Below are 26,889 nucleotides of genomic sequence, written 5' to 3'. Positions count from 1 at the left end.
CATGGCAGTTCGGAGCGCGAATGTTGTTCGTCGGAGACGACTGGGCCGAAGACCACCACGATGTGGAGGTGCAGGACGAGCACGGCCGGACGGTGAAAACCGCCAGGTTGCCCGAGGGAATGGAGGGCATGACCCGCCTGCACGAACTGATCGCCCGGTTCCTGCCCGACAGATCTGATCCTGGGCAGGTACTGGTGTGCATCGAGACCGACCGCGGTCCCTGGGTGCGGGCGCTGGTCGCGGCCGGGTATCAGGTATACGGGGTCAACCCGAAACAGGCTGCCCGCCACCGTGAACTGGTGTCTCTATCGGGCGCCAAGGACGACAAAACCGATGCCCGCGCCCTGGCCGACATGGTGCGCACCCGCCGCCACCAGTTGCGCCAGGTCGCCGCGGACTCCGACATCGCCGAGGCGGTCAAGGTCGCCGCTCGTGCCCATCAGACCCTGGCTTACAAGCCACTGGGCCTGGCCGGTGCCGATACCCTCGAACTGCTGGGCGCCGCACCGGATCCGGGCACAGCAGCCCGGCTGACACTCGAGCAGATCACCGCCGTGCTGCGGCGGGCCCGCCGCCACGACATCGAAGCCAAGGCCGCCGCGATCGTGGCCGCGTTGGCGACTGCGCAGCTGGGCCAGCCCGCCGTGGTCACCAGCGCCTACGCAGCGTCGGTCCGGGCGAGCGCGGCGATCCTGACCACCCTCAACGAGCAGATCAAGCTGATGGAAACCGAGGTGAAGCAGTGTTTTGGCCGGCACCCGGACGCTGAGATCTACCTCAGCCTGCCTGGCATGGGGCCGATCACCGGCGCCCGGGTGCTCGCCGAGTTCGGTGACGCGCCGCGGCGTTACACCGACGCCAAGTCCCGCAAGAACTACGCCGGAACCTCCCCGATCACCCGCCAGTCCGGCAAAACCAAGACAGTTCACGCCCGGTTCGTGCACAACGAGCGCCGCGATCCTGCACGACACGGCCTGCCGCACCTACTATGACGAGCTTCGTGCCCGCGAGGTCGAACACAGCGCCGAACTACGCCAACTCGGCAACCGCCTCGTCGGCATCCTCCACGGCTGCCTGATTCGTACAAACGAAACTCACTCCTCCAGCAGGTAGATGGCGAAGCCCCAGGTGTGTAGGGCGCCGGTGAACCGGAGTCGGCAAAGCGGCAGGACCTTACCATCGCCACGGTGTCGCGGAATCCCGTGTCCAACATGCGACTCGGCTCGGGAATCGCGCCCGGCCGGGCCGACCTTTTCGACAGTGCTCGCGAGATCGGTTATTGCGTTCGGTGACGGGCGGGGAGTGTCGGAAATTCGCCGGTGTGGCCCTGGGATTGTGGCTAGGAATTCGCTCGATGGCGGGACACAATATTTGCAGGATGAATGTTCCAGGGTGATCCGATGTTGTCGACAGATCGCCTCGCATGCACTGATTGGTGGCGAAACCGAGGACATGCACCAAGACGGCGAACGCGCGAAAGGGCTTACTGTCTCCGCGCTGGCGGCGGTGGCGAATCCGTCGTATTCGCGAATCGACACGTGGAATCTGCTCGACGACGCGTGTCAGCGGCTCGCCGAGGTCAACAGCGCCGGGCTGGACACCACGCACGAAGCCGCCCGGGTGCGGCGCCTGCTCGATCGGCTCGGCGCCTACGAGCGGTACTGGCTGTACCCGGGTGCGGCCAGATTGGCGGCGTTTAACGGATATATCGCCGATCTGGCCACGGTGCAGCTCACCGAGGGGGTGGCGCTGGCTGTCCGCCTGCTCTCGGAGTACGGCGACGGCGCAGTGGTGTTCGACACCTCCGCACCGCTGGCCGATCAGGAACTCGTGGCGCGAACCAAACAGCAGCAGTTCTTCACCGTCCTGCTCGGCGACGACTCCCTGCCCGAAGCTCCCGAGGGCCTGGCGGTGAGCCTGCGGGCACTTCGTGACCCGTCCGACGATGTTCAGTTCGAGTTGCTCGTGGTCGCGAGCATCGAAGACGCCATCACCGCCGTCGCGCTGAACGGCGAGATTCAGGCGGCGATCATCCGGCACGACCTGCCGCTGCGTTCCCGCGACCGGGTGCCGTTGATGACCACGTTGCTCGGCGTGAACGAGGACGTGATCGTGACCGAGCGCACGAAGAGCTGGGTCGAATGCGGTGAGTGGATCAAGCAGTTGCGACCGCACATCGACCTGTACCTGCTCACCGACGAGTCGATCGCTGCGGAGACCGAGGACCAGCCGAACGTCTATGACCGCACGTTCTATCGGCTCAACGATGTCACCGACCTGTACAGCACGGTGCTCGCCGGCTTCCGGAGCCGCTTCGCCACACCGTTCTTCGACGCCCTGCGTGCCTATGCGGCCGAGCCGGTCGGCCAATTCCACGCCCTTCCCGTCGCGCGCGGCGCCAGCATCTTCAACTCCAGGTCGCTGCAGGACATGGGCGAGTTCTACGGCCGCAACATCTTCATGGCCGAGACGTCGGCCACTTCCGGCGGGCTGGACTCACTGCTGGATCCACACGGCACGATCAGGTCGGCGATGAATAAAGCCGCGAAGACATGGTGCGCCGATCAGACGTATTTCGTCACCAACGGGACATCCACCGCGAACAAGATCGTGCTGCAGGCCCTGACCCGGCCGGGCGACATCGTTTTGATCGATCGCAATTGCCACAAGTCGCACCACTACGGCCTAGTGCTCGCCGGGGCGTACCCGATGTACCTGGACGCCTACCCGCTCACGCCGTTCGCGATCTACGGAGCGGTGTCCCTGTACACCATCAAGAAGGCGCTGCTGGACCTCGAAGCGGCCGGACAACTAGACCGGGTACGCATGCTGGTGCTCACCAACTGCACGTTCGACGGCGTCGTCTACAACCCCCGGCGTGTGATGGAGGAAGTCCTGGCGATCAAGCCGGACATCTGCTTCCTGTGGGACGAGGCGTGGTACGCGTTCGCGACCGCGGTGCCGTGGGCCCGGCAGCGGACCGCGATGGTGGCCGCCGAGCAACTCGAATCGGCACTGTCCTCGCCTGGGTATGCCGAGATGTACCACGTGTGGCGTGCCTCGATGCGGGAAGTCGACCGGGCCGAGTGGGGCGAGCGCCGACTGCTTCCCGATCCCGGACGGGCGCGGGTACGCGTGTATGCGACGCACTCCACCCACAAGTCGCTCTCGGCGCTTCGGCAGGCGTCGATGATCCATGTCCGCGACCAGGATTTCCGGGCTCTCGTCCAGGATATGTTCGCCGAGGCGTTCCTGACCCACACCTCAACCTCGCCGAACCAGCAACTCCTGGCGTCGTTGGACCTGGCGCGGCGGCAGGTCGACATCGAGGGTTTCCAGCTGGTCCGGAACGTCTACGAAATGGCGCTGGTCTTCCGTCACCGGGTCCGCAAGGACCGGCTGATCGGCAAGTGGTTCCGCATCCTCGACGAGGCCGACCTGGTGCCCGACGAGTTCCGGCGCTCTGCGGTCAGCTCGTACCAGCAGGTCAGGCTGGGTGGTTTGGCGGAGTGGAACGAGGCGTGGCGGTCCGATCAGTTCGTGCTCGATCCGACCCGGGTCACCCTGTTCATCGGTGAGACGGGCATGAATGGGTTCGAGTTCCGCGAGCACGTCCTGATGGACCGGTTCGGCATCCAGATCAACAAGACCTCGATCAACAGTGTGCTGCTGATCTTCACGATTGGCGTCACCTGGTCGAGCGTGCACTACCTGCTCGACGTGCTGCGCCGAGTGGCTACCGACCTCGAGCGCAGCCGGAACGCGGCCGGTGCGGCCGATCGTGCCCTGCAGCAGCGACGGGTCCACGAGATCACCGAGGAGCTGCCGGCACTGCCCGACTTCAGTGAGTTCGACAGCGTATTTCGTCCCGACGGCGCCAGCTCGTTCGGCGATATGCGATCGGCCTTCTATGCCGGGTACGAGGAGTCCGACCGCGAACACGTCCTGCTCGGCGACGCCGGGCGACGGCTCGCCAAGGGGAAGACCCTGGTGTCCACCACCTTCGTCGTCCCGTACCCGCCCGGCTTCCCGGTGCTGGTCCCAGGTCAGGTGATCTCGCGGGAGATCCTGTATTTCCTGGCCGAACTCGACGTCAAGGAAATTCACGGATACAACCCCGACCTCGGGTTGTCGGTCTTCACCGAGGCCGCGCTCGCCCGGCTGGTCGCGGCTCGGTGTGCAAGTGCCGGGGCGGGCGGTGCGCTGGAGGCAGCTCCAGCATCGACGTCGGCCACCCCCGGATAGGGGGCGCAGTTGTTGGCGCTGCCACACCTACGAGCAGAAGCGGTTCATGATCACGAGCGGCGGGGCTGTTGTGGCGGCAAGCTGCCCACCTAGGCGGTCGAGGAGCATTTCCGCCCGATCCGGCGCTAAGGAGTTACTGTTGGTGCCATCCCATATTTGACGTGCTCGTATGCCGCCGATGTTCAGGGATATGCGGGTGTCCGGCGGGTCCGGATGGCGGCGTAGTTGGCCCAGTCGGTCGCGAGGAGCGATGCGCGTTCGGCGGCGAGTTTCGGGTTGCAACCGACGAGGTCGGCGAGGACCGGTGCGGGGATCTCGCGCAGCAACTCGTTGAAGGCCGCGATCCGGCCGGTGCCGGTGATGCCCAGGCGGCGGAGACGTTCCCGGAGCCGAGTAGTGGTGATCGGACGACGGGACTACAGCGATTGGGCCATTCGACAGCCATCTGCCGGCGGCCGTAGCGGCCACGCACCGCCGCGGCGCTCAGGATCGGGGCGAACGGCAACATCTCGGTCAGCTCCGCCTTGAGCGCCTCCGACTCCGACGGCACATCCTCCGCGGTGAGCGGGGAGATCACCAGGTCCCCGGCCTCGTCGAGGCGAACCGGGCCGTCGCCGTCGGCGAGAACCTTCTCCAGCTCACCGACCGCGTCATGCAACTCGGCCACCGCCTCGCCCAGCGCCTGACCGGGGTCGGACGGTTTGCCGACCAGGCGGCAGAACTCGTCACGCTGGGGCTCCCACTGCTGCGCGGTCAGCAGATACGCAGCCGGATCGGCATACCGGCGCGACCCTGGCACGTACACGTCGCCCGTGCGCAGGCCGTCGCGCAAGCCCAGCAGCACGCACAGCTCCCAGTAGTGCCGATACGCGGTCTGGTTCCCGGACTTCCGGGCATCGTCGAGATAGCCGCGCCACCGGGCCGGCACGAACCCGGTCGGGGCCTCGTCGAACACCTTGCGGGCGTTGGTCGCGTTCATCTCCCGCAGCATCGCCACCGCGATCAGCAGCTCCGTGGCCGCGGTTCCGCCCGCGAACGGCACCGTCGCCAACACGCGCGGAGTGAACTGCCGCAGATACGAATACGACGAGTCCAGCGCGGCCAGATGCCCGTGGTCACGCGGCAGCCGCGGCTTGGCCTGGGCGACCGCGCCACGCAGCCGCTCCCAGCCGATACGTTCACCCCGGATCAGGCCGCCGATGTCCTCGTCGGGGATGCCCGGGTCGGTGACAAGCGCCAGCAGATCGTCCAGCAGGGCTTGCCGGTCTTCGCCGGTGCGGCCGCGTTCGGCGAGTTCGTCGCGCATCTTGCGTTCGGCGGCACTGTATTTCGCGGAGATCGCCTGGTCGAACAGCGCGACCACCTCGTCGAGTACGCCGACCGCCGACTGCGCCAGCACGGTCAACAGGATCGGATACCGGCGTTGCGGATCGCGGCGCTCCAGCGCCTGCGGCGACAGTCGGCGCCCCATCGTGGCCAGGAACCGGCGCCGCTCCGCCGGCAGCACCGTCATGTCCAGCTCGTGCCCGCCCAGCCCGCGCAGGAACTCCAGCTTGCCGACCTCAGCCTTCACCGCCGACGCGGAGGCCTCGACCGGCCCGGTCGACAACCACCGCATCCGCGACATCCCCAGCCCGGCATCGACTTCCAGCAGCGCGTCCAACGCCGCACACCGCGTCGGCGTGAACTCGGCCCGCAGCCGGTCGTAGGTTTCGGCCTGCGCCTGCTCGCGGGCATGACCGACGCGGCGCACGACGGTGTCCGGGCTGGGCCGGATCACCTTGGCCGACAACAGATACTCGCAGGCCAGCCGGAACAGCAGCGTCGGTGAATCGTGCTCCATCGCCCGCGCCAGCAGGAACTCGTCGAGGACCTTCAACTCCATCGCACCCGCCGGCCGCCACCCCAGATATTGCGCCACCAGGCGCACATGCTCGGTGCGGGTCTGCGCCCGCTTGCCGTAGAAGCGCATCACCGACGCGTCCACGTCCAGCTGTTCGGCCAGCCGAGCCACGGCCACCGGCGGCGCGTCCGCTACCCGGTCCGGGACGAACCCCAGCCACGGCAGCGAGCACAACGACACCGACAGCCCGAGCCGCTCAGCCGGCCCACGACCGCGACACGGCGCCACGAACGCGATATCGGCCGGGGTCAGCGTGAAGAACCGGAACAACTCGTCACGGCTGATGTCGGGGAACTCCCGAAAACGCGCCAACTCCTCATCCGCGAACACCCGCGTTGCCACGAAACCTGACCTCCAGCACGCCGATCGACCTCATCGGCAGCCAAGCCAAGCACCAACCGAGTCCGCCCGCAGCGCAAGCTATTTCGGCACATAGTTGCTGGTCAAGCCATTGTCGTTGTTTTTCGCCCGATTACTACCGGAACCCCTACCGTAGACAATTCGCGGAGTGGGCACTTCCTGACCACCGCATTCGCCCAGGTCGGCACCGGAGTTACCGCGAGTTTTCGAAGCTCTGGACCTCATATGCCAGGAACAGGGGTGGGACACTGGTGATCTCGCGGAATCCTTGAAGCCGTGTCGCATTCACGCAGGCATGGCGGCCACCAGGCCCGCAAGCTCGCGCCATTCCGGCATCGGCAGTTCGGCAGGGGTGGCAGTCAGCACCTGGAGACATACATGGTCGGCGCCGGCCGCGAGGTGCTCGCGCACCCGCTGCTCGATAGCGTCGACATCACCGTAGGCGACGATCGCGTCGATAAGACGATCACTTGGACCGCCGACGATATCGGCGTCGCCGAAGCCCAGCCGCCGCACATTCGCCTGCTGATGCGGCGCCGCATCGACATATCCGGCGACATGCGCCCGGGCCAGCGCACGTGCGCGGGTCCGGTCGGTGTCCAAGACCACGGCCTGCTCGACGGCCAGGACCGCGTGCGGACCCATGATCCTGCGCGCGAGCGCGGTGTGTTCGACGGGCACGAAGTATGGATGTGCGCCCCAGGTGCGTTCGGCGGCCAGTTCGAGCATCTTCGGTCCGAGCGCGGCGAGCACACGGCGCGGCGCGGGGTCGGGAACGGGACCGTGGTGCGGTACAGCGTCCATCGCATCCAGATAGTCACGCATCACCGCCAGCGGCCGGTTTCCGATCGCAGGCATCGGGTAGCCATCGAACACGCCGGTTTGCCCACCGACCCGGTGGCCGCCGAGTCCGAGCAGGAAGCGACCGGGAAACGCGTCCCCGAGAGTGCGTTCCGCGGTCGCCATCGCGATCGGATCACGGAAGGCGACATTGGCGATCCCCGCGGCGACCGTAACGCGCTCGGTCGCGGTGAGCAGCAGCCACGCCTGCCCCATCGCTTCCCGGCCGAACGCCTCACCGAACCACAGTGTGCCGTAACCGAGTTCCTCGAGTTCGGCCGCCGCCTCGCGGACTCGCCCGGCGGGCTGGCTCTCGAACGCGAACGTCCAGATCCCAACGCTGCCCAGTTGTCGTTGCGTCATAACTTCTCCCAGACCTTTCCGGAGAGGTTCTCCGATTTACTCGAGGTACGATACGGAGAACTTCTCCGGATGACAAGGGCAGGCATGCGAGCCGACGCACAGCGCAACTACGAGCGCATGTTGAGCGCCGCCGCCGAAACGTTCGCCGAGGAAGGACCGAACGCCTCACTCAACGAGATCGCCCGTCGCGCGAATGTCGGACCAGGCACGCTCTACCGGCACTTCCCCAACCGGCAGGCACTGCTGGCCGCCGTACTCCGCGAGCGCATCGAAGCACTGGTCGCGCGGGCAGAGGAACTGATGTCGACCACCGACCCGGACAACGCACTCCGCGAATGGTTGCGAGCCTTCCTGACCCACGCACGAACCGACCACGGCCTGGGCGCGGCACTGACCGAGCCGGTCGACCTGGGGTTCGACTGTCACGCCACCATTCACGAAGCCGCCCATGCGGTCGTGTCCCATGCCCAGCGCGCGGGCAGCGTGCGCGCCGATGTCCACGCCCGCGATGTCATCCAACTCATCGTGGGCATCGCTTTGACCACCTCCCACAGCACCGACCCCGATCGACCCGAACGCCTCCTCGGCCTCGTCATGGACACGCTCTACGAGCGTCGTCAAGAGTCGATGAGTTCCTGAGTCTCCCCGGTCGTTCCCGGCGCACCGTTTCCTGCCTGAGCCAGAAGCGTCCCGGCCGGTGATAGGGAAACCGCTAAACGACGCTTTTATCGAATTTGGTTCCGCCGGGCCGGGACTCAATCGTCCTGGTCGGGTGCATCGGGATCCCGCAGCGGGCGGTGGTCACCGCCGAGGTCGGGCAGGTGGAAGGCGTAGTGGCCGTCGATGCCGATGTGGGTGCGGATGAAGGCCGAGAGCCGCTGCGCGTCCTCATCGCGCACCGGATAGCCTTGCGCGCGTAGCTGTTCCAGAGCGCGGTTGGTGTAGAACGTATTCCACAGAACCGTGCAGTTGAGGACCAGCCCGAGCGCGGAGAGTTGATCTTCCATGCCCTCGTAGTAGGTGCGGGTCATCTCTCCCTTCTTCCCGTGGTAGATCCGCCGCCCCAGGTCGTGGCGGCCCTCGGTGAGGTTGGCCTGGCCCAGCGGGGTCGGGTTCCCGTCCCGGGAGATCATGCGGGTGACATCGTGCGCCGACACCTCACACTCATTGATCGACACCGCGACCCGGCACATGTCCTCCCAATGCGCGGCGATTTTCCCGGTGTCGATGCGCCCCCGGGCGGCCTGGTTGAGCGGGCCGTAGTCCGTGTCCGGATCGAACCGCCACAACCGCTGATCGGGCAGGTTCGCCAACTGCGGCCGATAACTCTTGCCGATCAAATGCACCAAACCGAACACGATGTCGGAATACGAGCCGGTATCGGTGATGATGGCTTCGGGATTGCGGCCACCCTGCTGGAGCTGCACGACATCGATGAAGTTCAGCGAGTCGCGGGGCGTGCCGGACACCACCTTGGCAGCCAGGCCGGCGGACTGGTCGTTGAGCATGTTCAACCAGGTGATGCCCCGTTTGCGGCCGAAGTACTTCGGGTTCGGCCTGGCGTGGATCGTGCGGACCGGCACCACGAACCGCATGCCGTCGACCGAGGCGAGCAGCCCACCACCCCACAGCTGCGCCAACTCGATCTCGGCCTGGGCCTTGACCAACTCCACGTTGGCCGCGGTCAACGTCTCCGAACGAACATAATTCTGATCCACGTGATGCAGGCGGTCACGAGTCAGCGCGTCCACACCGGGGCTGGTCACCGCCTTGAAACCCACATTCATCGCGTGCGCGCATAGCACTGCGGCGACCGAGAGCCCCAGATCCGCGACGCGGGCGCCATTGCCGGAGGCGTGGGTGAACGACTCGGCGAACCCGGGCACCCAGGACATCACTTCCAAGACCAGCTCGGGCAGGTCGACCTCGGGCACCATCGCCTCCACCCGACGGCGCAGATCCACCAGCGACGGCGGATCCGGTTCCGCTTTCAACGCTGCGAGGTGCAGTCGGCCTTCCTCATCGACGCTCGCCGGGCCGTCGCAGTCCAGGCGCGCGGCGACCTCACGGTGGGCGGTGTCGGCCGCGCCGGCATGCTCGGCGAGCAGCGCCCCGGGATCGCCTGGCAGGTTCAACGCGTTCATCCCGGCCTCGCGGGAACGTTCCCACGCGGGCCCGGCCAGCAACTGGGCGCGCGGGTCACGCCAGCGTGTCGAGTGCGGGGCGAAGATGGTGCGGTGCTTGAGATGCCGATGGAACTGCTCGAGCAGGCACAGCGTGTACGCGGCCCGGTCCACCGTCTCCGGCGGGCGCCCTTCCCGGTAGACGAGGCGCTTCCACCCGCTGCCGATGAGATCGTGGTCGACGCGGCAGGCATCGAGCCAGCTCGCGGCCAGTTTCGACTTCGTCGGCAACAGCTCAGCGAGGGTCTTCATCGCTGCCAGTACCGCCGCACCGTCCGCGGTGGCCCCGAACACCACGGTGCGCATCATCCGTGGCAGGAACACCCGGACCGTGGCCAGGCGCCCGGCCAGCTCTTCCAGGCGCTGCTCGTTCAACTCGGCGTCATCGACCGGAACCAGCTCGTCGATCACCGCAACGGCGGCACGCAGCTCGCTTTTGGTCGTGGTGTTCTCGATCAGACCCCACATCATCTCCAAGCTCAGGTCCGGTTCGACCTCGGTCATCTCCAGCAGCACCTTCACCGCCGCCGCGAGCTTGCCTGCATGACGCGACACCCGCGGATACCGCTGCAACTTCTCCTCGCGCGAGGACCGCTCGGCCTTGGACATCAGATCGGTGACCATCAACAGGTCGAACAGCTCCAGCACGTCGTCGGTCGCCCGGCCTGTCAGTACTTTCACCGTGGCCACCATCACCGCCAGGCGATGCTGGCGGGGCTCGAGCCGGCGCAATGCAGGAGCCTTGCTCGACAATCCGTAGGTGGCCAGGGCCGATCACCCGGCGCTGGGGGACCATCGACTCATCCAGGGACTGCCCTCCCACCGCGATCAGTTCGGCGAGGCGGTCCAATGCCGCCAGCATCCCTTTGGAACTGGTCCGGAACACGCCGCGGCGAAGCCGTTCCAGCTCGCTGACACGGCGCTTGCCCTCGGGCGCGGCCAGCAACGCCAGCAGCGCCGACGCCGAACCTGGGGTCAGTTGATCGGTCAGCTGACCCCACAAACGCCGATCGGCGGCTTGGCGGCCATCGGTGACCAGCCGTTCCAACGTGCGCAGACCCGCAGCAGCGCCTGGCGTTTGCGTAGCCAGTCGACCGCGCCGGCGAACATCGCTTTCGGTCCGTCGCCGGTCACCCATGCCTGGTCGGCGACCCACGCCGCCAACTCCGGCTCGACCTCGCTGTAGGAGGTCAACCCGTACACCAGCTTCCGGTCCTCGTCATCAAGATAGAAAAACCGCTCCAGCTCAACACGAGACAACGCCCCAAACCGGCCATAGCCACCCTCATCGGTCACGCCGACATGAAATCACCCGTAGGCCAACACCGCTCGATCTTCAGCCCTTAGCGCCGGATCGGGCGGATCTGCTCCCCGACCCCCGGCCCACAAGCCAGCGCAGCCCCCAGCCGGGTCGCTGATCGAGAGCCGGTTTTCGGTGGGAGCGTTCAGAGTTCGTCGCTTGGATGCCGGCTGAGATGTCCGGAGTCGAGCGTGGTAGGGGGTCTCGTATTCCTTGGGTGTGGCAGATTGTTGCCCCACGTCATGGTCCGCTGACTAGTACGGCTGAAGGGGTGGACTATCCGTTGTGTGCTCCGAGCTCGGTCGCCAGCGTCTGTTGGGTGGCCGCCCACGACGCCAGGAGCGCTAAATTGTCAGCGGTCGGCGTGCCCGCGGGTGCGGTGTAGACGTTGAGGTGCAGGCCGGGTTCGGCGGGCAGTTCCAGGGACTCGACGTCCAGGTCGAGCTGGCCCACGATCGGATGGTGCACCCGCTTGCGTCCGGACCGGTGTAGCCGCACGTCCCGAGATGCCCACCGCTGCCGGAATAGCTCACTGCACGTTGACAGTTCGCCGACCAGGGCGATCAGCTCCTCGTCGTGCGGATTGCGGCCGGCTTCCATGCGTAGCTTCGCGGCCGTGTCACTGGCAATTCGGTCGTAGTCGACAAAGAAATCTCTGGCCGCCTCGGGAGCTAAATAGACGAACCGCGCTGTGTTCGCGGGCCGTCGCGGGTCGGCCAGCACCGGTGAAAACAGCGCGCGGGCAAGTTGATTCATGGCGAGCACGTCATAACGTCCGTTACAGATCCAGGCCGGCGCATCGGAGATGGCATCGAGCACCTGCTGCAGCGTCGAGCGCACCGTCACGGCAGGTTTGCGCCGGCGTGGACCGCTGGGCGCCCCGGATTGGCGCGCGAGGTGGAACAGGTGGTCCCGCTCGGCCTCGTCGAGTTGCAAGGCAGAGGCCAACGCGTCGAGCACACCATCGGAGGCACCGGCGAGGCTGCCGCGCTCCATACGCACGTAGTAGTCGACCGATACCCCCGCCAGCAGCGCTACCTCCTCGCGACGCAGACCTTTGACCCGACGATTGCCGCCGTAAGCGGGCAGGCCCGCTTGCTCGGGTGCGATGCGGGCGCGACGCGAGCTGAGAAACTCCCGGATATCGGTGCGTAGATCCATCGTGGCCATCCCCTCACCGTAAGCCCGTCCCGCAGTCCAAGGGAGGCACTGCGGGTACCCCGACGACTGCGTTGAGACCCGACTTGGAGGTGTTCACGGTGGCTCGTCGGCCGCTGGCAAAGCCTCGCGCCGACGGCTAGGTACCTGATGCGGTCGTGGCGGTGCCGCCGTCGACCGGGATGATGGCGCCCGTCAGGTAAGACCCGGCCCGGCTAGCGAGGAACACGGCGACACCTGCCATGTCGTCGTCGCGGCCGAGCCGGCGCAGAGGGGCCTTCGCCGCGATCGTGTCGCCGATGGCATCGAGCGTGGACGCCATCATCTGCGACGGGAACACTCCTGGGGCTACCGCGTTCACCGTGACGTGCTGTGGGCCCAGTTCCCTAGCAAGCACCCTGGTGAGTTGATGGAGTGCCGCTTTGCTGCTGGCGTACGAGTAGTTGGGCGACTCTGCGACGTGGATGGCGGCGATACTGCCGATGTTGATGATCCGCGCGGGATCATCGGCGGTGCCCGCCCTGCGAAGTGCGGGCAGCAGCGCCTGCACCAGCCAGAACGGCGACTTGAGGTTGAGGTCGATCACTGCGTCCCAGGCCTCGTCCGGGAACGTCTCCAGCGGCTCGCGCCACATCGATCCCGCGTTGTTGACGAGGATGTCCAGGCGTTCCGAGTCGACCTTGACAAGATCAGCGAGCCGCTGACACTCGTCGTGCCTGGACAGGTCGGCGGGGAATGCTTGAACGTCGCCGAATTCGGACAGCAGATGCTGTGCCTCCGCGCACGTGTCCGCATTGCGTGAGCTGATAATGACGCGGGCGCCCGCCTGCAGAAGGCCGCGCGCGATCATCATCCCAATGCCCCTGGTGCCGCCAGTGACAAGTGCGTATTTCCCACTCAGATCGAAAAGGTCTGCGTGAGTGGTGAACTGGTTGTCCGCCATTGGTCTTCGTCCGTTCTATCGTGGAAGCATGTGCTGACACGGTCGCGCGTCCGGTGCAGCTGAATTGAACTGATGGGGGGAAAGCTGCAGTGCGTGTCCATGAAGTGTTGCCGGCGCTTTCGTTGGTGTAGCCGGGAGCCGACTCAACCAGGTTGACAGGCGTTTTGGACGTCTGGGAGACCCTGGTGAAACAGGTACTGTGAGAGCCACCCTTGCCTGATGCGCTGACTCACGCTGCCACAATCATTCCTGCACAGTCACTTTCGTGATTGCTTTGATCTGTATTGCGACCCGGCATCGTCGTTCTGAATCGACCTGTTAGTCATCCGATGACCGGCGTTATCGCGCCGCGCCACGCCAATCGTTGGCGCGGCGGCGACTCACGGGGTTTCGCGCTTCTCCACTCCACCGATCAGCTCCACGGTTGCGATCGTATCGATCGGGCATCCGCAAGGGTTTGATCGCGTGGTCCGGTGCCCGGTCACCAGCGGCATTGCCCTGGGCACCGACAGCCGGGGCTCACTCGTCGGCGGGGGCGTCGGGATCACGCAGCAGCCGGTGTGTTCCGCCGAGGTCGGGCAGGTAGAAGCTGTAGTGTCCGTCGATGCCGATATGGCTCCGCACGAACGGCGAGAACCGGTCTTCCATGCCCTCGTAATAGGTGCGGGTCATCTCGCCCTTGCAGCCGTGGAAGATTCGCCGCGCGAGGTCGTGACGCCCCTCGGTGAGGTACGTGGGGTGCCCGAAATACTTCGGGTTCGGGCGGGCGTGGATGCTGGGGACCGGGACCACGAACCGCACCCCGTCCACCGACGCGACCAGGCCGCCGCCCCACGCTTGCGCCAGCGGGATCCGGGCCTCGGCCTCGATCAGCGCGGTGTTGGCCGCGGCGAGGGTGTCGAACCGGATGTAGGACTGGTCGTCCAGATAGAAGAACCGCTCCAACTCCACCCGCGACAACACACCGAACCGCCCGTAACCGGGCACACCGTCGTCAATCACGCCGACATGAAATCACCAGCACAACAACCAGATTCAACCCGTCCGCTTACCGTGACTTTTCTCCCGGATGCTCCTCAACCCCCAACCTCGCGCGTCGGACCCTTTTGCGTCACCACTACTCAGTGTTACTATTTACTAGTAATCAGCAACACTAAGTAGCGCGAAGGTGGTTCATGGGCAAACAGATGACCGAAATGCTCAAGGGCACGCTCGAGGGCATCGTCCTGGCGATCCTGGCGGTGCGGGCCGCATACGGGTACGAGATCACCGCCTGGCTGCGCGAGCAGGGCTTCGCGGACATCGCCGAGGGCACCGTCTACGCCCTGCTGGTCAGGGTCGAGAAGAAGGGGCTGGTCGACGTGGAGAAGGTCCCGTCGGAAAAGGGCCCGCCGCGCAAGGTGTATTCCCTCAACGCGCGGGGACAGGAATATCTCGACGAATTCTGGGGGACCTGGGGCTTCCTCTCGGAACGTCTCGAACAGCTCCGCGAAGGAGGCAGATAGATGTCGACACAACACACTCCGGCGATCCACGTGCAGGGGCTGGAGAAATCGTTCAAGGACCTGAAAGTGCTGCGCGGCGTGGACTTCGATGTCGCACCCGGGAGCATTTTCGCACTGCTCGGCTCCAACGGCGCGGGCAAGACCACGGTCGTGAAGATCCTGTCGACGCTGCTGAAGGCCGGCGCGGGAACGGCCAGGGTCAACGGGTTCGACGTCGCCGCGCAACCGCAGGAGGTGCGCGAATCCATCAGTCTCACCGGGCAGTTTGCCGCTGTCGACGAAATCCTCAGCGGCCGTGAGAATCTCGTGCTGGTCGCGCGGCTGCGGCACCTGAAGAACCCCGGCGCGATCGCCGACGGGCTGCTCGGGCGCTTCTCGCTGACCGACGCGGGCGCGCGCAAGGTGTCGACCTACTCCGGTGGCATGCGCCGCCGCCTCGACATCGCGATGAGCCTCATCGGGGACCCGCCGGTCGTCTTCCTCGACGAGCCGACCACGGGCCTGGATCCCGAGGCGCGTCTCGAAGTGTGGCAGGCCGTGCGGGAACTCGCCGGAAAGGGTACGACGGTGCTGCTCACGACGCAATATCTGGACGAGGCCGAACAGCTCGCGGATCGGATCGCGATCCTGCACGAGGGCCGGATCCTCGTCAACGGCACCCTCACCGAGCTCAAGGCGCTGCTGCCGCCGGCGCAGGTCGAATACGTCGAGCAGCAGCCCACCCTCGAGGACGTCTTCCTCACCCTCGTCGGCGCCGACGGCAAAGCGGCGGCACCGGCAGCCACATCCACGGCACAGACCATCAAGGAACACCGATGAACAAACACTTCTTCGGCGACACCGCCGTCCTGCTCGGGCGCACCCTGCGTCACGTCACCCGCAGCCCGGACACCATCATCACGACCGTCATCACGCCGATCGCCATGCTGCTGCTGTTCGTGTACGTGCTCGGCGGCGCGATCAACACCGGAATGCATTCGTATGTGAAGTACATGCTGCCGGGCATTCTGCTCATCACGGTCGCCTCGGGCATCGCCTACACCACATACCGGCTGTATCAGGACAAGAGCGTCGGCATCTTCGAGCGCTTCCAGTCAATGCCGATCGCACGATCGTCGGTGCTGTGGGCGCACGTGCTGACTTCGCTTGTCGCCAACATGATTTCGCTCATCGTCGTGGTGCTGGTCGCGGTGCTCATGGGCTTCCGCTCCAGCGCGGGAGTGCTGGCCTGGCTCGGGGTCGCGGGCATCATGGTCCTGTTCACCCTCGCGCTGACCTGGGTCGCGATCATCCCCGGCCTCACCGCCAGCACCCCGGACGGCGCCAGCGCGTTCTCCTACCCGCTGATCTTCCTGCCGTTCATCAGCTCCGCATTCGTGCCCACCCACACGATGCCCGGCCCGGTCCGCGCCTTCGCTGAACACCAGCCGGTGACCTCGATCGTCAACACCATCCGCGCGCTGTTCACCCAGCAGCCCGTCGGGACCGGCATCTGGACCGCGCTGGCCTGGTGCATCGGCATCCTGGTCGTTGCCTACCTCGGCGCGAACGACATCTACCGCCGCCAGATCTCCTGAACCGAACTCGCCCCGCCCCGGTAGTCCAGGGCGGGGCCATTTCGGTTCGATGCCGTTGCGGGACAATCGATTTCGGCGGGTGGCGCGCTACGATCCAGGGGTCACGACGCCGGAGACGGGCTCGGGGACCGTTGGTGTTCCGGGTGGCGGATTCGCGGTGAGTACCACCCGGGCGCCATCGGCGGGAATGTGGGTGATGTTGCGGATTCGGCCGCGCTCGGAGTGCGCGCCCGGCGGCAGCGACAGGGTGTAGCGCGACAGCACCTCGCGCAGTACGACGGTGCCCTCCATCAGCGAGAAGCCCGCGCCGATGCAGCGGCGCACCCCGCCGCCGAAGGGCAGCCAGGTGTTCACCGCGACGCTCCCGTCCAGGAACCGGTCCGGGCGGAATCGATCCGGTTCGGGATGACGCTGCGGATTGCTGTGCGCGAGCAGGATCGAGGTCGCCACGACCGTGCCGGGGGGCAGGTCCCAGCCGCCGATCGTCATGTCTCGGGTCAGCTTGCGGGCCACGCCGCCGATGACGGTGCGCCGGCGCATCGCCTCCTTGAGCACGGCCTCGAGATATTTGTCGTCACCCTCCCGGGCGGCCTGGCGCGCCTGATCCTGAATATCGGGCGCGGCGGCCAATTCGTGCATGGCCCACGCCAGCGCCGAGGCGGTCGTCTCGTGGCCCGCGAGCAGCAGGGTGACCAGCTGATCGCGCAGCTCCGCATCGCTCAGCGGAGTGTCCGCGGAATCGTCCCCGGCCCCGGCCGCCAACAGCCTCGAGAGCACATCGGCGCCGGGAGCGGACTCGGAATCGGCACGGCAGCGGTGGATCTCGGCGTAGAGCAGCTCGTTGATCCCGTCCTGGTTCGCTCGCATCCGCCGCCACGGACCCACGTTCTGCAACCGCGGCCACATGCCGCCGAGCAGCATCAGCGGATTGATGTCGACCAGCCGGCGCAACCGCGGGGTGAGCTGATCGCGGCGCTGCCGGTCGCTGACGCCGAACACCACGCGCATGATGACCTCGAGGGTGAGCTCGTTCATCGCATCCAAGGTCGGCAGGGTCTGCCCCGGCTGCCAGCGGCTCACCCGCGCCGCCGCGATCTCCTCGACCAGGGCCTGGTAGCCGCGTAGCGCCGAGGCCGCGAACGCGGGCATCAGCAGCCGTCGCGCGCGGGCGTGCTCGGCCTCGTCGGTCAGCAGCAGCGAATGCTCGCCCATGACCTGCCCGAGCACCCGATTGCCCTCCCCGGCATGCAGATCCGCCGGATCCCCGGCGAAGATCTCCCGGATGTGATCGGGCCGGGAGAACACCACCAGGTGCTCGGCATAGGGCGGGGTGAGCCGGAGGGTGAACACATCACCGAAACGCTCGGCCTGTGTGGCCAGGAACCGCGCCCGCCACTTGGCGTACACCAGCGTCTGCAGCAGCCGCGGCAACCGCGGGCCGGGGGGATACGCGGTGTTCACAGCTGCCTCCTGACCGGACGCCACGGCGGCGTGACGACCGGAACCCTGTCTATCACGGGTCGCCCACGATCCGCGACATGCCCCGGAAGGATATTCTGGCAATTCTGTGGCGAAGCAACCGCTATCGCGATTGTCCTGTTTTTCGTGATCTCAGCGAGAGTGTGGCGCATAAAGCGCAAATGCTAAGCAACTTGCCTGTGTTGCTCATATCATGCTGCTATGCCCACCTTCCGAGTGACCGGCCGCGCCGACAATTTCGTCGGAGACGCCTGGCAAGCCGCATTCGCGATCGGCTGTGCATCGGTGGTCCTCGGGGTGGTGATGATGGTGTGGCCCGGCAAGTCGGTGCCGCTGGCGGAGCTACTCTTCGGCGCGGCGGTGCTGCTGACCACCGCCTGGCAGCTGGTGGTGACGTTCCGGGGCCGTATTCGCCCGGGACTGAAGGTGCTGGAATTCTTCACCGCGCTGCTGGCGGTCCTGCTCGCGGTGTGGTGCGTGCAGAGCGGTGACTGGGTGTCGCTGGTCGCGCTGTGGGTCGGCCTGGCCTTGGTGATCCGCGGCATCGTGCAGGCCACCGTCGCGGTGTGGTCCGACGCCCCGGTACGCACCCACGGCCAGGAGGTGGTCGGCGTGCTGACCATGATCGGCGGGCTCGCGGTCATCGTCTGGCCGATCGACACCCTCGACGCGCTGGCGGTGGTGGTCGGTGTGATTCTGATCCTGTTGGGCGCCAGCGAGATCCGCATCGCCTCGCGAATCGACCGGCCCGCGCCGGCCGCCGGCCCCGTGACCGTGCACGGGCTGCTGCGGTCCCACTCCTGACCGCGGCCCGTACCGTCGGGGCATGGCAGTCATACACCACACCACGCTGAGTCCGTCCAAGCTCGAGCTGCTGCACGCCTGGCTGCCGGGCCGGAAGTGGTTCCGCGGCGGCGATATCCTGGATCTGGTGCGGGCCGGGGGATTCCGGCTCGACGATCCGGCAGGGGAGGTGGGCATGGAGTTCTACCTCGTCACCGATACCGGCACGGGCACCACCTATCACGTGCCGATGGCCTACCGCGGCGCGCCGCTCGACGGTGCGGACGACGCGCTGATCGGCACCACCGAGCACGGCGTGCTCGGGCGGCGCTGGGTGTACGACGGCGCCCGCGATCCGGTGCTGGCCGAGCAGGCGCTCGAGCTGCTGGCCGGGCGGGCCCAGGCCCAGGACCAGGACGTCAGTAGCGCACCGGCAGCGCCGGTCTATCTCGTCCCCGCCGAGGTCGGTACGCCGATCAGCCTGCGCATCAACAGGATTCCCGTGGAGGACGGGGAGCCGGACAGCCGGCGCGGCCTGGTCGGGTGTTCGTGGCGAACTCCCGAGGGCGGCGTGCGGCGGGGTATCCTGCTGGAGGCGGTCGCCGTGCCCGGAAGGAAATAGGAAATGGCAAGCAGGGCAACATTGTTCACATTCATGGCGGTCGCGGCGACGGCCGCGCTGGCCGGATGCTCGTCGACCACCGCGAGCGGCCCGGCGACAGTGGCGCCGAGCACGTCTGCGAGCCCGGGCACCACCACGGCTGCGCCCGCATCCTCCGCATCGCAGAGCACCGACCAGAGCGCACCCTCGCAGGGCTCGGCCGCGACGGAGATGTCCCCGTGTGCCGACGGGCAACTTGTGGTCAGCGCCCAGAGCATGGGTGCGGCGATGATGCACCGCGGCCTGCAGCTCAGCTTCACCCTGGCCCCCGGCGCGGCGGCCTGCACACTCAGTGGCTACCCAGGCGTCGATACCGGCGCGGGCGGACCGGTCGTGCACGCCCAGCGCACCATCGGGAATCTCGGGGCCAGCGTGTCCCAGGTGGTCGTCGTGCAGTCCGGCCACCCCGCCCGCGCCGTGGTCGAGGCCAGCGCCATGGGCCCCAACAGCACCGAATGCACGAATTACTCCACCCTGCTGGTCACCCCGCCCAACGTCACCCAGTCGCAGACCGTGACCTTCACCCTGCCCGGCTGCGAACTGCAGGTGCACCCGGTCACCCCGTAGGTCAGTACTCGGCCGGCACGCGCAGCGACAGACACCTTCGCCGGATAACTGTCGCGGGTGCGGCAGGCGGGCCCGGCCGTCGCGCGCTGCGCGGTGGCCCACCGACGATCTCGACGTCCGGTCGTGCGCTCGGTCGGATGCAGGCGGCGATCTGTGCTGCGGTTGGCGAAGATGCGCCGCTAGCGCGACTCGCCGGATTCCGCAGCGCCGCCGGCTATTCCATTCAGCAGGGCCGTGAGGCCGAAGGTGAAGTGGTCGTCGGGGGACCGGTCGGGAGCCGCGGCGATGCGGCGGGACAGGTGGGGGTGCTCGCCCGCGGACAGGACGCGGAGGAGGTAGGGGGCAACGGTCTCGCGCCATCGGCCCTCGCTCAGGCCCGAACGGCGGTGGGCGCGTTGCTCGGCGAGTTGGCGGGTGGTGGCGCCGAAGACGTAGGCGCCCACCGCGTCGACGATATGCGTGGCCAGGGCGATATCGGAGGTGAACTCGGCGGCCGCGGCGAGCACACCCTCCTGCTCGCGGAGGGAGTTGGGGCCCAGCGCCGGGCGGCCCGCGATCTCGGGGCCCAGCCAAGGGTGGCGCAGCAGCGTGGCGCGTAGGTGCCAGGCGTGGGCGGCGAGATCCGCCCGCCAGTCGCCGGTCGCCGAGGGCAGTGCGACCTCGCCGCGCACGCTGTCGATCATCAGATCGATCAGATCGTCGCGGCTGGTCACGTACCGGTACAGCGAGGCGGTGCCCGAGCTCAGGTCCGCGGCCACGCGGCGCATCGAAACCGCCTGCAGTTCTTCGGAATCGGCGATGGCGACAGCCGCCGCGACGATGCGTTCGATGCTCGGACCCCGGCGACGCGGGACGCGCGGTTCGCGGGCCCACACCAGGGGAGGCTCCTGCTCGGGCACATCGACTCCTCATCTGATGACACTGGCGGGAAGCCCGCTCTTATGGATACAGTGTATCCGATAGAGAACACTGTATCCATAAGGGGTTGTAATGTCGGAAGAGCGAGTGCCGGTCCTCATCGCCGGCGGCGGCACCGTCGGTCTGGCCGCGGCGCTTTTCCTGACCACGCACGGCGTCACGCCACTGGTGCTCGAGCGGCAGCCCGGCGTCTCGATACATCCGCGGGCCACCGGAATCGGCCCGCGCACCATGGAGTTCCTGCGGCAGGCCGGTCTCGAGCGGGCGGTGAACGACGTGGCCGTGGACATGTCCGCCGGAGGGCGAGTGAAGGTCTCCGCGCGGAGCCTCGCGGAGGTCGATCTGTCGACCGTCCCCGTGCTGTCGGTGACCGAAAATGACTGGGGCAGTGCGGATCCGAGCCCGGCGCGGATACGCGGGGTGTGCCCGCAGCACCGGCTCGACGCGGTACTGCTGCCCGCCGCGCGGAGTGGGGGTGCGCGCGTGCGGTTCTCGGCCCGGGTGGTGGACTGCGCGATCGAATCCGACGGCGTCACAGTCACACTCGATACCGATGAGGTGATCGCCGCGGACTATCTGATCGCCGCCGACGGTGTGCGCAGCACCGTGCGCGAGCGGCTCGGCATCGGCGTCGGCGGCCCCGGCTCGCTGGGGGAGCCCGCCACCAGCATCCTGTTCCGTGCGGACCTGACCCCGTACACGCAGGGGCGGACGTTCGTGAACTGCACCATCACCCACCCGGACGCCCCCGGCCTGCTGGTGACCGTGGACGGGGAGAAGGAGTGGATCTTCCACGTCGGCACCGACTCCGAGTCGACCAGCGGCGCCGCCGAAGTCGCGGTCGAACAGTGGCAGGAGGTGATCCGCACGGCGGTAGGGGATCCCGCGCTGCCGGTGGAGGTGCGCAGCGTGCTGCCGTGGCGCCCTCGCGGACAGCTCGCGGACCGATTCCACGCGGGACGCTCGGTCGGTGAGGCGGCTGGGCACGGCCGGGTATTCCTGGCCGGCGACGCCGCACACGCGGTCCCGCCGCTGGGGGCGTTCGGACTCAACACCGGCATGGCCGACGCGCACAACCTCGCGTGGAAACTGGCCGCGGTGCTGCGCGGCGACGCCGGACCGGCGCTACTGGACACCTACACCGCCGAGCGTCGGCCGGTCGCGGCAATGACGCTGGAACAGGCCATGATTCGCCTCACCGACCCCACGCTGCACTGGGACGCACACGCCGTGGACCGCCGCGCGGCCGCGGGCGCCCTGCACGCCCTCGTGGTGCACCTGGGCTACCGCTACGACTCGGCCGCGGTGATCGAGTCGAGCCCGGCCCTACCCTCGACCGAGGACGTGATCGCGGACCTGGACGGCACGCCCGGCTCGCGCCTGCCGCATCGGCGGCTTGCGGGCGGGACCTCCACGCTGGACCTGATCCGGTCGCACTGCACGGTGATCGGCGGGAACCATCGCTGGATCGCCGCGGCTTCCGATGCGGCCGCGGAGTTGGGGATCCGGGTCGACTCGCACGCGCTTGCCCTGGCGGACAACGCCGTTCGCGAGTGGTTCGATACCGTCGGCATCGGCCCGGATGGTGCGCTGCTGGTTCGTCCCGACCAGATCATTGCGGCGCGCATCCCGTCCGCGCCGCCCGCCCCGGCCAGACTGCTCCGGCAGTTGCTGACCCGGGTTCTCGCCAAGTAATCGGTCGGATATTCGAGTGGGTCATCGTCTCCGCCCGGACGGCCGCCGCGGACCCGTTTCGCTCGGCGATATTGCCGCGCCGCGGCGGGCCCTCCTGGTCGGGTCTCGGCCGGCGATGCCCGCGACCGGGCCTACGAACGCGACGTGCCGCCGGGAGTCTGCACTCCCGGCGGCACGTGCGTGCGCGAATAGTACTGCGCCAGTGGTTATTCCACTATGTTGTCGGCGAAGCTGAGGTCGCGCCGGATCCCGATCCCGATCCGGAGGGTTGGTTGGTCTCCAGGTCCGTCTTGATCCATGCGATCGCGTCGACCGGGGTCAGGTTCGCGCCGGATGCGTTCTGGCCCAATTGCGGCCAGCCCGCGCCGTTGGGACCGCGCAGCTGCTCCCAGATGTCGGATACCTTCTGATAGAGATCGGCCTGCTGGGCGTCGGTGAGTGCCATCAGCCATCCTCCTCCTGTTCCTTGTCCTCCGAGTAATGTGGCCAGATCCGCGGCGCTGCCCCGGAATGCGTCGGCGTCGACGGTCATGCCGGCGACCGAGGCCTGGTCGGTGAACTGCCAGATCACCGGATTGCCGCCGCCGTAAGAGGCCCAGCCCTCGCCCGAATCGCCGCCTGCGTTCGCGTAGATCTGGGACGCGTAGCCGGTGCCACCTGGATACGCCGAGGACACCAGCCCCGGCACCTTGGACAGGTCCGGGGAGCCGATCTGGCTCCAATACCACTGCGGGATATAGGACAGCGCCACCGTCACACCCGCCGCGTTGAAGGCGTTGACCAGTGCCCAGTAGTCGTTGATGTTGCCTGAATTGGCCTCGAAGTCGATCATGCAGACGTTCGGGCCGCCGTTGGCCTGCCAGTTCTGCACCTGCGAGGCGGGAGAGTCGGAGGCATTCGCGTAGTGGTATCCGATGATCGCGATACCGGCCTGCGCGGCCGCGGACTGGTTGGCCGCCCAGGTGGGATCCTTGTAGTAGTTGCCCTCGGAGACCTTGGCCTCCACCCAGGAGAACCCCTCCTTGGCAACCTCACCCAGGTTGATGTTGGCCTGATAGTTCGAAATGTCTATGCCGTACAGCGTCATCGGACGACCTCCGCGCCGATCAGGTGCCCGGGCGCGGTCATGATCCGCTGAGCAGCGAGGCGAGATCCCCGGCGCTGCCGCGGAATGCGTCGGCGTCGACGGTCATGCCGGCGACCGAGGCCTGGTCGGTGAACTGCCAGATCACCGGATTGCCGCCGCCGTAGGACGCCCAGCCCTCACCGGAATCGCCGCCGCCGTTCTCGTAGAGCGTGGAGGCGTAACCGCTGCCGCCAGGGTACGCCGAGGAGACCAGGCCGGGCACCTTGGACAGGTCCGGGGAGCCGATCTTGCTCCAGTACCACTGCGGGATATAGGACAGCGCCACCTTGATGCCCGCGGCGTTGAACGCGTTGACCAGTGCCCAATAGTTGTCGATATTGCCCGAGTTGTTCTCGAAGTCGATCATGCAGACGTTCGGGCCGCCGTTGGCCTGCCACGTCTGGACCTGCGAGGCCGGATCGTCGGCGGCGATGGCATAGTGATAGCCGATGATCGGCAGATTCGCCTTCCCTGCCGCGGTCTGGTTCGCGGCCCAGGTCGGGTCCTTGTAGTAGTTGCCCTCGGAGACCTTGGCCTCCACCCAGGAGAACCCCTCCTTGGCAACCTGATCCAGGTTGATGTTGGCCTGATAGTTCGAAATGTCTATGCCGTACAAGGTCATTCGTCGATCTCCGTGTCAGTCTGGTGTCGCAGCGTTGCATTCACCGGTGGGTAGCACAGTCTCGAACAGGGCCACCCTATGCCACGCATACGCACGATGATGCTCGGCTGCAGCACACTCGGCTCACTTCTCGCGGACCATTCCGGCCGGATCGTCAGACGGCGGCGTTGCTCCCCGGTGCGGACAACTCCCCATGAAACCCACTAGCGCCTCAGCTGAATTCGGTCACGATCGTCGCTTGCCCGGCCGCCCCGCGGCCGCCGTTTGCTTGCAGTTCAACGAACCGAGTGTTGCATGCAGGGACTCTCACCCGCAACCCAAGATTTGCTGTCCGTCAACGGGATACGCGCCCTCGGTGAGCAGGCGTCCACGCGCCATCATGTCGAGCACGATCCCCACCCCGGCGTGCCGTTCCTGAACGTACAGGGCAAACTCCTGGCCCAGGTGTTCGGTGACGGCCGGACCGATGAGGAAAGCTGAGCGGATGCGGAACGCGGTGACGATCGGGCACGCGGCGGCGTGCGTCGGTGTCACCGTCAAGACGGTGACAGGCCTGCAGGCCCGCACCGAGCCCGCGACGCGATACCGGCTGATCGCGCACCACGGCGAAGAGCACGGATCGGCCGCGGCCCGGGCGCTGACACTGGTCGAAGCCAAGCTCCGCGCCGCGGGCGTTCGGATCCCCGCACCATAGACACGCACCAATGTCATTGCCCCGCAGGTCGACTCGGATGACAGGCACTTCGGACGACAGGTACCGGTGCAGGTGCCGAAGACCTCGGGTCCGGCCCGCCACGGCGGGCCGGAGTGCCTCGTAGCGCAGGGTGAGCAGGCATCGGCGCGGCCATGCTGTGCAGATATCGTGCCCCCGGGACTCGCTGCCGGGCGGGCGGTTCGACGATTCGAATGGCGACGTCACAGAGGGACCGGGAGGTAGCTGCACTCCCTTCCCCTTCAACGTATATCGCACCCGGGGGCTTGCGGCAAGGCCCGGGGGATCGTGCAGAATCTCCGGCCGAAGCCAGTACCTGCGGAAATCGCTGATCCTGTGACATTCGCGCGCCTCGGCATCGCGGAGGTCCCGCGATGCGAGCATGTGGCGCGGAAAGTGCGGGTGTGTGACGGATCGTGGGGGGCGGGCGGAACGGCAACCGGGTGAAAGGGTGGTTCATGTACGAGGTAATCATTGCCGGCGGGGGACCCAGCGGCGTGATGCTCGCCGGCGAGTTGCAGATGCGGGGCGTGCGGGCGGTAGTGCTGGAGCGGGAGTCGGAGCCGACCAGGATCGTGCGGGGCATGGGCCTGCACGTGCGCAGCCTGGAGATCATGGACCAGCGTGGGCTGCTGGACCGGTTTTTCGCGGTGGGCACGCGGCATCCGGTCGGCGGTTTTTTCGCGGGCATCGTCAAACAGCAGGAGGTGGGACTGGATACCACCTACCCGTTCGTGCTGAGCGTTCCGCAGACCGTCACCGAACGCCTGCTGATCGAGCATGCGCGCGAGATCGGCGTCGAGATCCGCTACGACACCGAGGTCGTGGGGTTGCGCCAGAACGATGATGTGGTCACCGTCGAGCTGGCGAGCGGCGGCGAATTGCGCTCGCGCTACCTGGTGGGCTGCGACGGCGGGCGCAGCACGGTGCGCAAGCTGCTCGGGGTCGGCTTCCCCGGTGATCCCGCCCGGAACGAGTGGGTGCTGGGCGAGGTGTACCTGACCGAGCCCGCCGACGCCGTGCTCGCCGTGGTGCGCGAAATCTACAAGACGCGCAAGGGATTCGGCGCCGGTCCGCTCGAGGACGGGGCGTTCCGTGTCGTCGCGCCGGCGGCGGGGGTGTCCGAGGACCCGACGGTCCCGCCCACGCTGGAGGAGATGAAGCAGCAGATGCGCGCGATCACCGGCACCGATTTCGGCATGCATTCGCCGCGCTGGCTGTCTCGCTTCGGTGATGCGACGCGGCTGGCCGAGCGCTACCGCGTCGGGCGGGTGCTGCTGGCCGGGGATGCGGCGCACATCCATCCGCCCCTCGGCGGGCAGGGCCTCAACCTCGGCATCCAGGATGCATTCAACCTGGGGTGGAAACTCGCCGCGGAGGTCGCGGGCTGGGCGCCGGAGGGACTGCTGGACAGCTATGAGACCGAACGGCGCCCGGTGGCCGCGAGCGTGCTCGACAACACTCGCGCGCAGGGCGAGCTGATGTCGCCGGAGCCGGGGCCGCAGGCGGTCCGGCGGCTGATGTCGGAGCTGATGGACTTCGAGGAGGTGAACCGGTACCTGATCGAGAAGGTCGTCGCGATCGGCATCCGCTACGACTTCGGGGAGGGGCACGGCCTGCTGGGCAGGCGGCTGCGGGATGTGACCTTGAAGCAGGGCCGCCTCTACGAGCTGATGCGCAACGGCCGCGGCCTGCTGCTCGACCGGACGGGTGTGCTCTCGGTGGCGGGCTGGTCGGAGCGGGTCGACCACGTCGTCGACGTCAGCGCGGAGATCGATGCACCCGCGGTGCTCCTGCGTCCGGACGGCCACGTGGCCTGGGTCGGAGACGATCAGCAGGAGCTGCTCGCGCAGCTGCCGAGGTGGTTCGGCGCTCCGGCACGGTGAGCGCGCCCGCTCGGCCACAGGGAGCGCGGGCGGGGATTCGGCACGTGGCGACGTGACGCCTTC

General features: G+C 67.3%; 22 protein-coding genes and 2 pseudogenes. 12 read left to right on the top strand and 12 right to left on the bottom strand.

What is annotated here, in order from left to right:
* Positions 1-20: 20 nt before the first annotated feature.
* A complete protein-coding gene (locus tag ABH933_RS19060; RefSeq protein ID WP_429423540.1) occupies positions 21-992 on the top strand; it encodes an IS110 family transposase in 972 nt (323 codons plus the stop codon).
* Between the two features lie 460 nt (positions 993-1,452).
* Positions 1,453-4,245, top strand: a complete 2,793-nt coding sequence (locus ABH933_RS19055; protein ID WP_429423539.1) for an aminotransferase class I/II-fold pyridoxal phosphate-dependent enzyme — start codon at positions 1,453-1,455, stop codon at positions 4,243-4,245.
* 481 nt (positions 4,246-4,726) lie between these two features.
* Here the strand turns inward: ABH933_RS19055 and ABH933_RS19050 are convergent.
* Together ABH933_RS19050 and ABH933_RS19045 are read right to left on the bottom strand one after the other, a co-directional pair.
* Positions 4,727-6,490 (bottom strand): annotated as a pseudogene (locus tag ABH933_RS19050) (DUF4158 domain-containing protein); the annotation flags it as partial.
* A 303-nt stretch (positions 6,491-6,793) separates the two neighbouring features.
* On the bottom strand, positions 6,794-7,711 hold the full coding sequence (locus tag ABH933_RS19045; protein WP_429423537.1) for a TIGR03620 family F420-dependent LLM class oxidoreductase: 918 nt from the start codon (positions 7,709-7,711) through the stop codon (positions 6,794-6,796).
* Between the two features lie 84 nt (positions 7,712-7,795).
* On the opposite strand from ABH933_RS19045, the gene ABH933_RS19040 reads away from it, so the two are divergent.
* The gene (locus tag ABH933_RS19040) at positions 7,796-8,350 is read left to right on the top strand and encodes a TetR/AcrR family transcriptional regulator (protein WP_429423536.1); all 555 of its coding nucleotides are present in this window, start codon (positions 7,796-7,798) and stop codon (positions 8,348-8,350) included.
* A gap of 116 nt (positions 8,351-8,466) precedes the next feature.
* On the opposite strand, the gene ABH933_RS19035 is transcribed toward ABH933_RS19040, so the two are convergent.
* From ABH933_RS19035 to ABH933_RS19015, 5 genes and pseudogenes are all read right to left on the bottom strand, one after another.
* Positions 8,467-10,575 (bottom strand): Tn3 family transposase, encoded by a 2,109-nt coding sequence (locus ABH933_RS19035; protein ID WP_429423535.1) that lies wholly within the window; start codon positions 10,573-10,575, stop codon positions 8,467-8,469.
* A gap of 306 nt (positions 10,576-10,881) precedes the next feature.
* Complete coding sequence (locus ABH933_RS19030; RefSeq protein ID WP_429423534.1) at positions 10,882-11,190, bottom strand: hypothetical protein; 309 nt, start codon at positions 11,188-11,190, stop codon at positions 10,882-10,884.
* 280 nt (positions 11,191-11,470) lie between these two features.
* Entirely contained in the window at positions 11,471-12,364 is an 894-nt protein-coding gene (locus tag ABH933_RS19025; RefSeq protein ID WP_429423533.1) for a helix-turn-helix transcriptional regulator, read from the bottom strand.
* 127 nt (positions 12,365-12,491) lie between these two features.
* Positions 12,492-13,295, bottom strand: coding sequence for an SDR family oxidoreductase (locus ABH933_RS19020; protein WP_429423532.1), 804 nt, complete (start codon positions 13,293-13,295; stop codon positions 12,492-12,494).
* Positions 13,296-14,039: 744 nt separating this feature from the next.
* Positions 14,040-14,216 (bottom strand): annotated as a pseudogene (locus ABH933_RS19015) (Tn3 family transposase); the annotation flags it as partial.
* 254 nt (positions 14,217-14,470) lie between these two features.
* Between ABH933_RS19015 and ABH933_RS19010 the strand changes: the two are divergent.
* From ABH933_RS19010 to ABH933_RS19000, 3 genes are read left to right on the top strand one after another with little or no spacing between them, the layout of a single operon-like run.
* Positions 14,471-14,800, top strand: a complete 330-nt coding sequence (locus ABH933_RS19010) for a PadR family transcriptional regulator (RefSeq protein WP_429423531.1) — start codon at positions 14,471-14,473, stop codon at positions 14,798-14,800.
* Positions 14,801-15,619: an ABC transporter ATP-binding protein gene (locus ABH933_RS19005; RefSeq protein WP_429423530.1), complete on the top strand. Its 819-nt coding sequence runs from the start codon at positions 14,801-14,803 to the stop codon at positions 15,617-15,619.
* Entirely contained in the window at positions 15,616-16,377 is a 762-nt protein-coding gene (locus tag ABH933_RS19000; protein ID WP_429423529.1) for an ABC transporter permease, read from the top strand. Before ABH933_RS19005 ends, ABH933_RS19000 begins: the two co-directional genes overlap by 4 nt.
* Positions 16,378-16,464: 87 nt before the next feature.
* Here the strand turns inward: ABH933_RS19000 and ABH933_RS18995 are convergent, their stop codons facing one another.
* A complete protein-coding gene (locus tag ABH933_RS18995) occupies positions 16,465-17,838 on the bottom strand; it encodes a cytochrome P450 (RefSeq protein ID WP_429423527.1) in 1,374 nt (457 codons plus the stop codon).
* A gap of 219 nt (positions 17,839-18,057) precedes the next feature.
* Here ABH933_RS18995 and ABH933_RS18990 point away from each other — a divergent pair, with 219 nt between their 5' ends.
* From ABH933_RS18990 to ABH933_RS18980, 3 genes are read left to right on the top strand one after another with little or no spacing between them, the layout of a single operon-like run.
* Positions 18,058-18,660: an HdeD family acid-resistance protein gene (locus tag ABH933_RS18990; protein ID WP_429423526.1), complete on the top strand. Its 603-nt coding sequence runs from the start codon at positions 18,058-18,060 to the stop codon at positions 18,658-18,660.
* A 22-nt stretch (positions 18,661-18,682) separates the two neighbouring features.
* Positions 18,683-19,261, top strand: coding sequence for a maltokinase N-terminal cap-like domain-containing protein (locus tag ABH933_RS18985; protein ID WP_429423525.1), 579 nt, complete (start codon positions 18,683-18,685; stop codon positions 19,259-19,261).
* 3 nt (positions 19,262-19,264) lie between these two features.
* Positions 19,265-19,867 carry a DUF4232 domain-containing protein gene (locus ABH933_RS18980; protein ID WP_429423524.1) on the top strand — a complete coding sequence of 201 codons (603 nt, stop codon included), beginning with the start codon at positions 19,265-19,267 and terminating at the stop codon, positions 19,865-19,867.
* A 179-nt stretch (positions 19,868-20,046) separates the two neighbouring features.
* Here ABH933_RS18980 and ABH933_RS18975 read toward each other — a convergent pair whose 3' ends face one another.
* The gene (locus tag ABH933_RS18975; RefSeq protein ID WP_429423523.1) at positions 20,047-20,766 is read right to left on the bottom strand and encodes a TetR/AcrR family transcriptional regulator C-terminal domain-containing protein; all 720 of its coding nucleotides are present in this window, start codon (positions 20,764-20,766) and stop codon (positions 20,047-20,049) included.
* A gap of 91 nt (positions 20,767-20,857) precedes the next feature.
* Here ABH933_RS18975 and ABH933_RS18970 point away from each other — a divergent pair, with 91 nt between their 5' ends.
* The gene (locus ABH933_RS18970; protein WP_429423521.1) at positions 20,858-22,480 is read left to right on the top strand and encodes an FAD-dependent monooxygenase; all 1,623 of its coding nucleotides are present in this window, start codon (positions 20,858-20,860) and stop codon (positions 22,478-22,480) included.
* Between the two features lie 214 nt (positions 22,481-22,694).
* Here the strand turns inward: ABH933_RS18970 and ABH933_RS18965 are convergent, their stop codons facing one another.
* The 3 genes from ABH933_RS18965 to ABH933_RS18955 all read right to left on the bottom strand — a co-directional run bounded on the left by ABH933_RS18965 (position 22,695) and on the right by ABH933_RS18955 (position 24,762).
* A complete protein-coding gene (locus ABH933_RS18965) occupies positions 22,695-23,567 on the bottom strand; it encodes a GH25 family lysozyme (protein ID WP_429423520.1) in 873 nt (290 codons plus the stop codon).
* A 37-nt stretch (positions 23,568-23,604) separates the two neighbouring features.
* Positions 23,605-24,228 carry a glycoside hydrolase family 25 protein gene (locus ABH933_RS18960; protein WP_429423519.1) on the bottom strand — a complete coding sequence of 208 codons (624 nt, stop codon included), beginning with the start codon at positions 24,226-24,228 and terminating at the stop codon, positions 23,605-23,607.
* A 306-nt stretch (positions 24,229-24,534) separates the two neighbouring features.
* Positions 24,535-24,762 (bottom strand): hypothetical protein, encoded by a 228-nt coding sequence (locus ABH933_RS18955; RefSeq protein ID WP_429423518.1) that lies wholly within the window; start codon positions 24,760-24,762, stop codon positions 24,535-24,537.
* 10 nt (positions 24,763-24,772) lie between these two features.
* Between ABH933_RS18955 and ABH933_RS18950 the strand changes: the two genes are divergently transcribed.
* Positions 24,773-24,922: a hypothetical protein gene (locus ABH933_RS18950; protein ID WP_429423517.1), complete on the top strand. Its 150-nt coding sequence runs from the start codon at positions 24,773-24,775 to the stop codon at positions 24,920-24,922.
* A 476-nt stretch (positions 24,923-25,398) separates the two neighbouring features.
* Positions 25,399-26,826, top strand: coding sequence for a rifampin monooxygenase (gene rox, locus ABH933_RS18945; protein WP_429423516.1), 1,428 nt, complete (start codon positions 25,399-25,401; stop codon positions 26,824-26,826).
* Positions 26,827-26,889: the final 63 nt, after the last annotated feature.

It is taken from the genome of Nocardia sp. GP40, from assembly GCF_050434125.1.
GTDB lineage: Bacteria > Actinomycetota > Actinomycetes > Mycobacteriales > Mycobacteriaceae > Nocardia > Nocardia albiluteola.
This window is presented reverse-complemented; position numbering and strand designations above follow the sequence as displayed.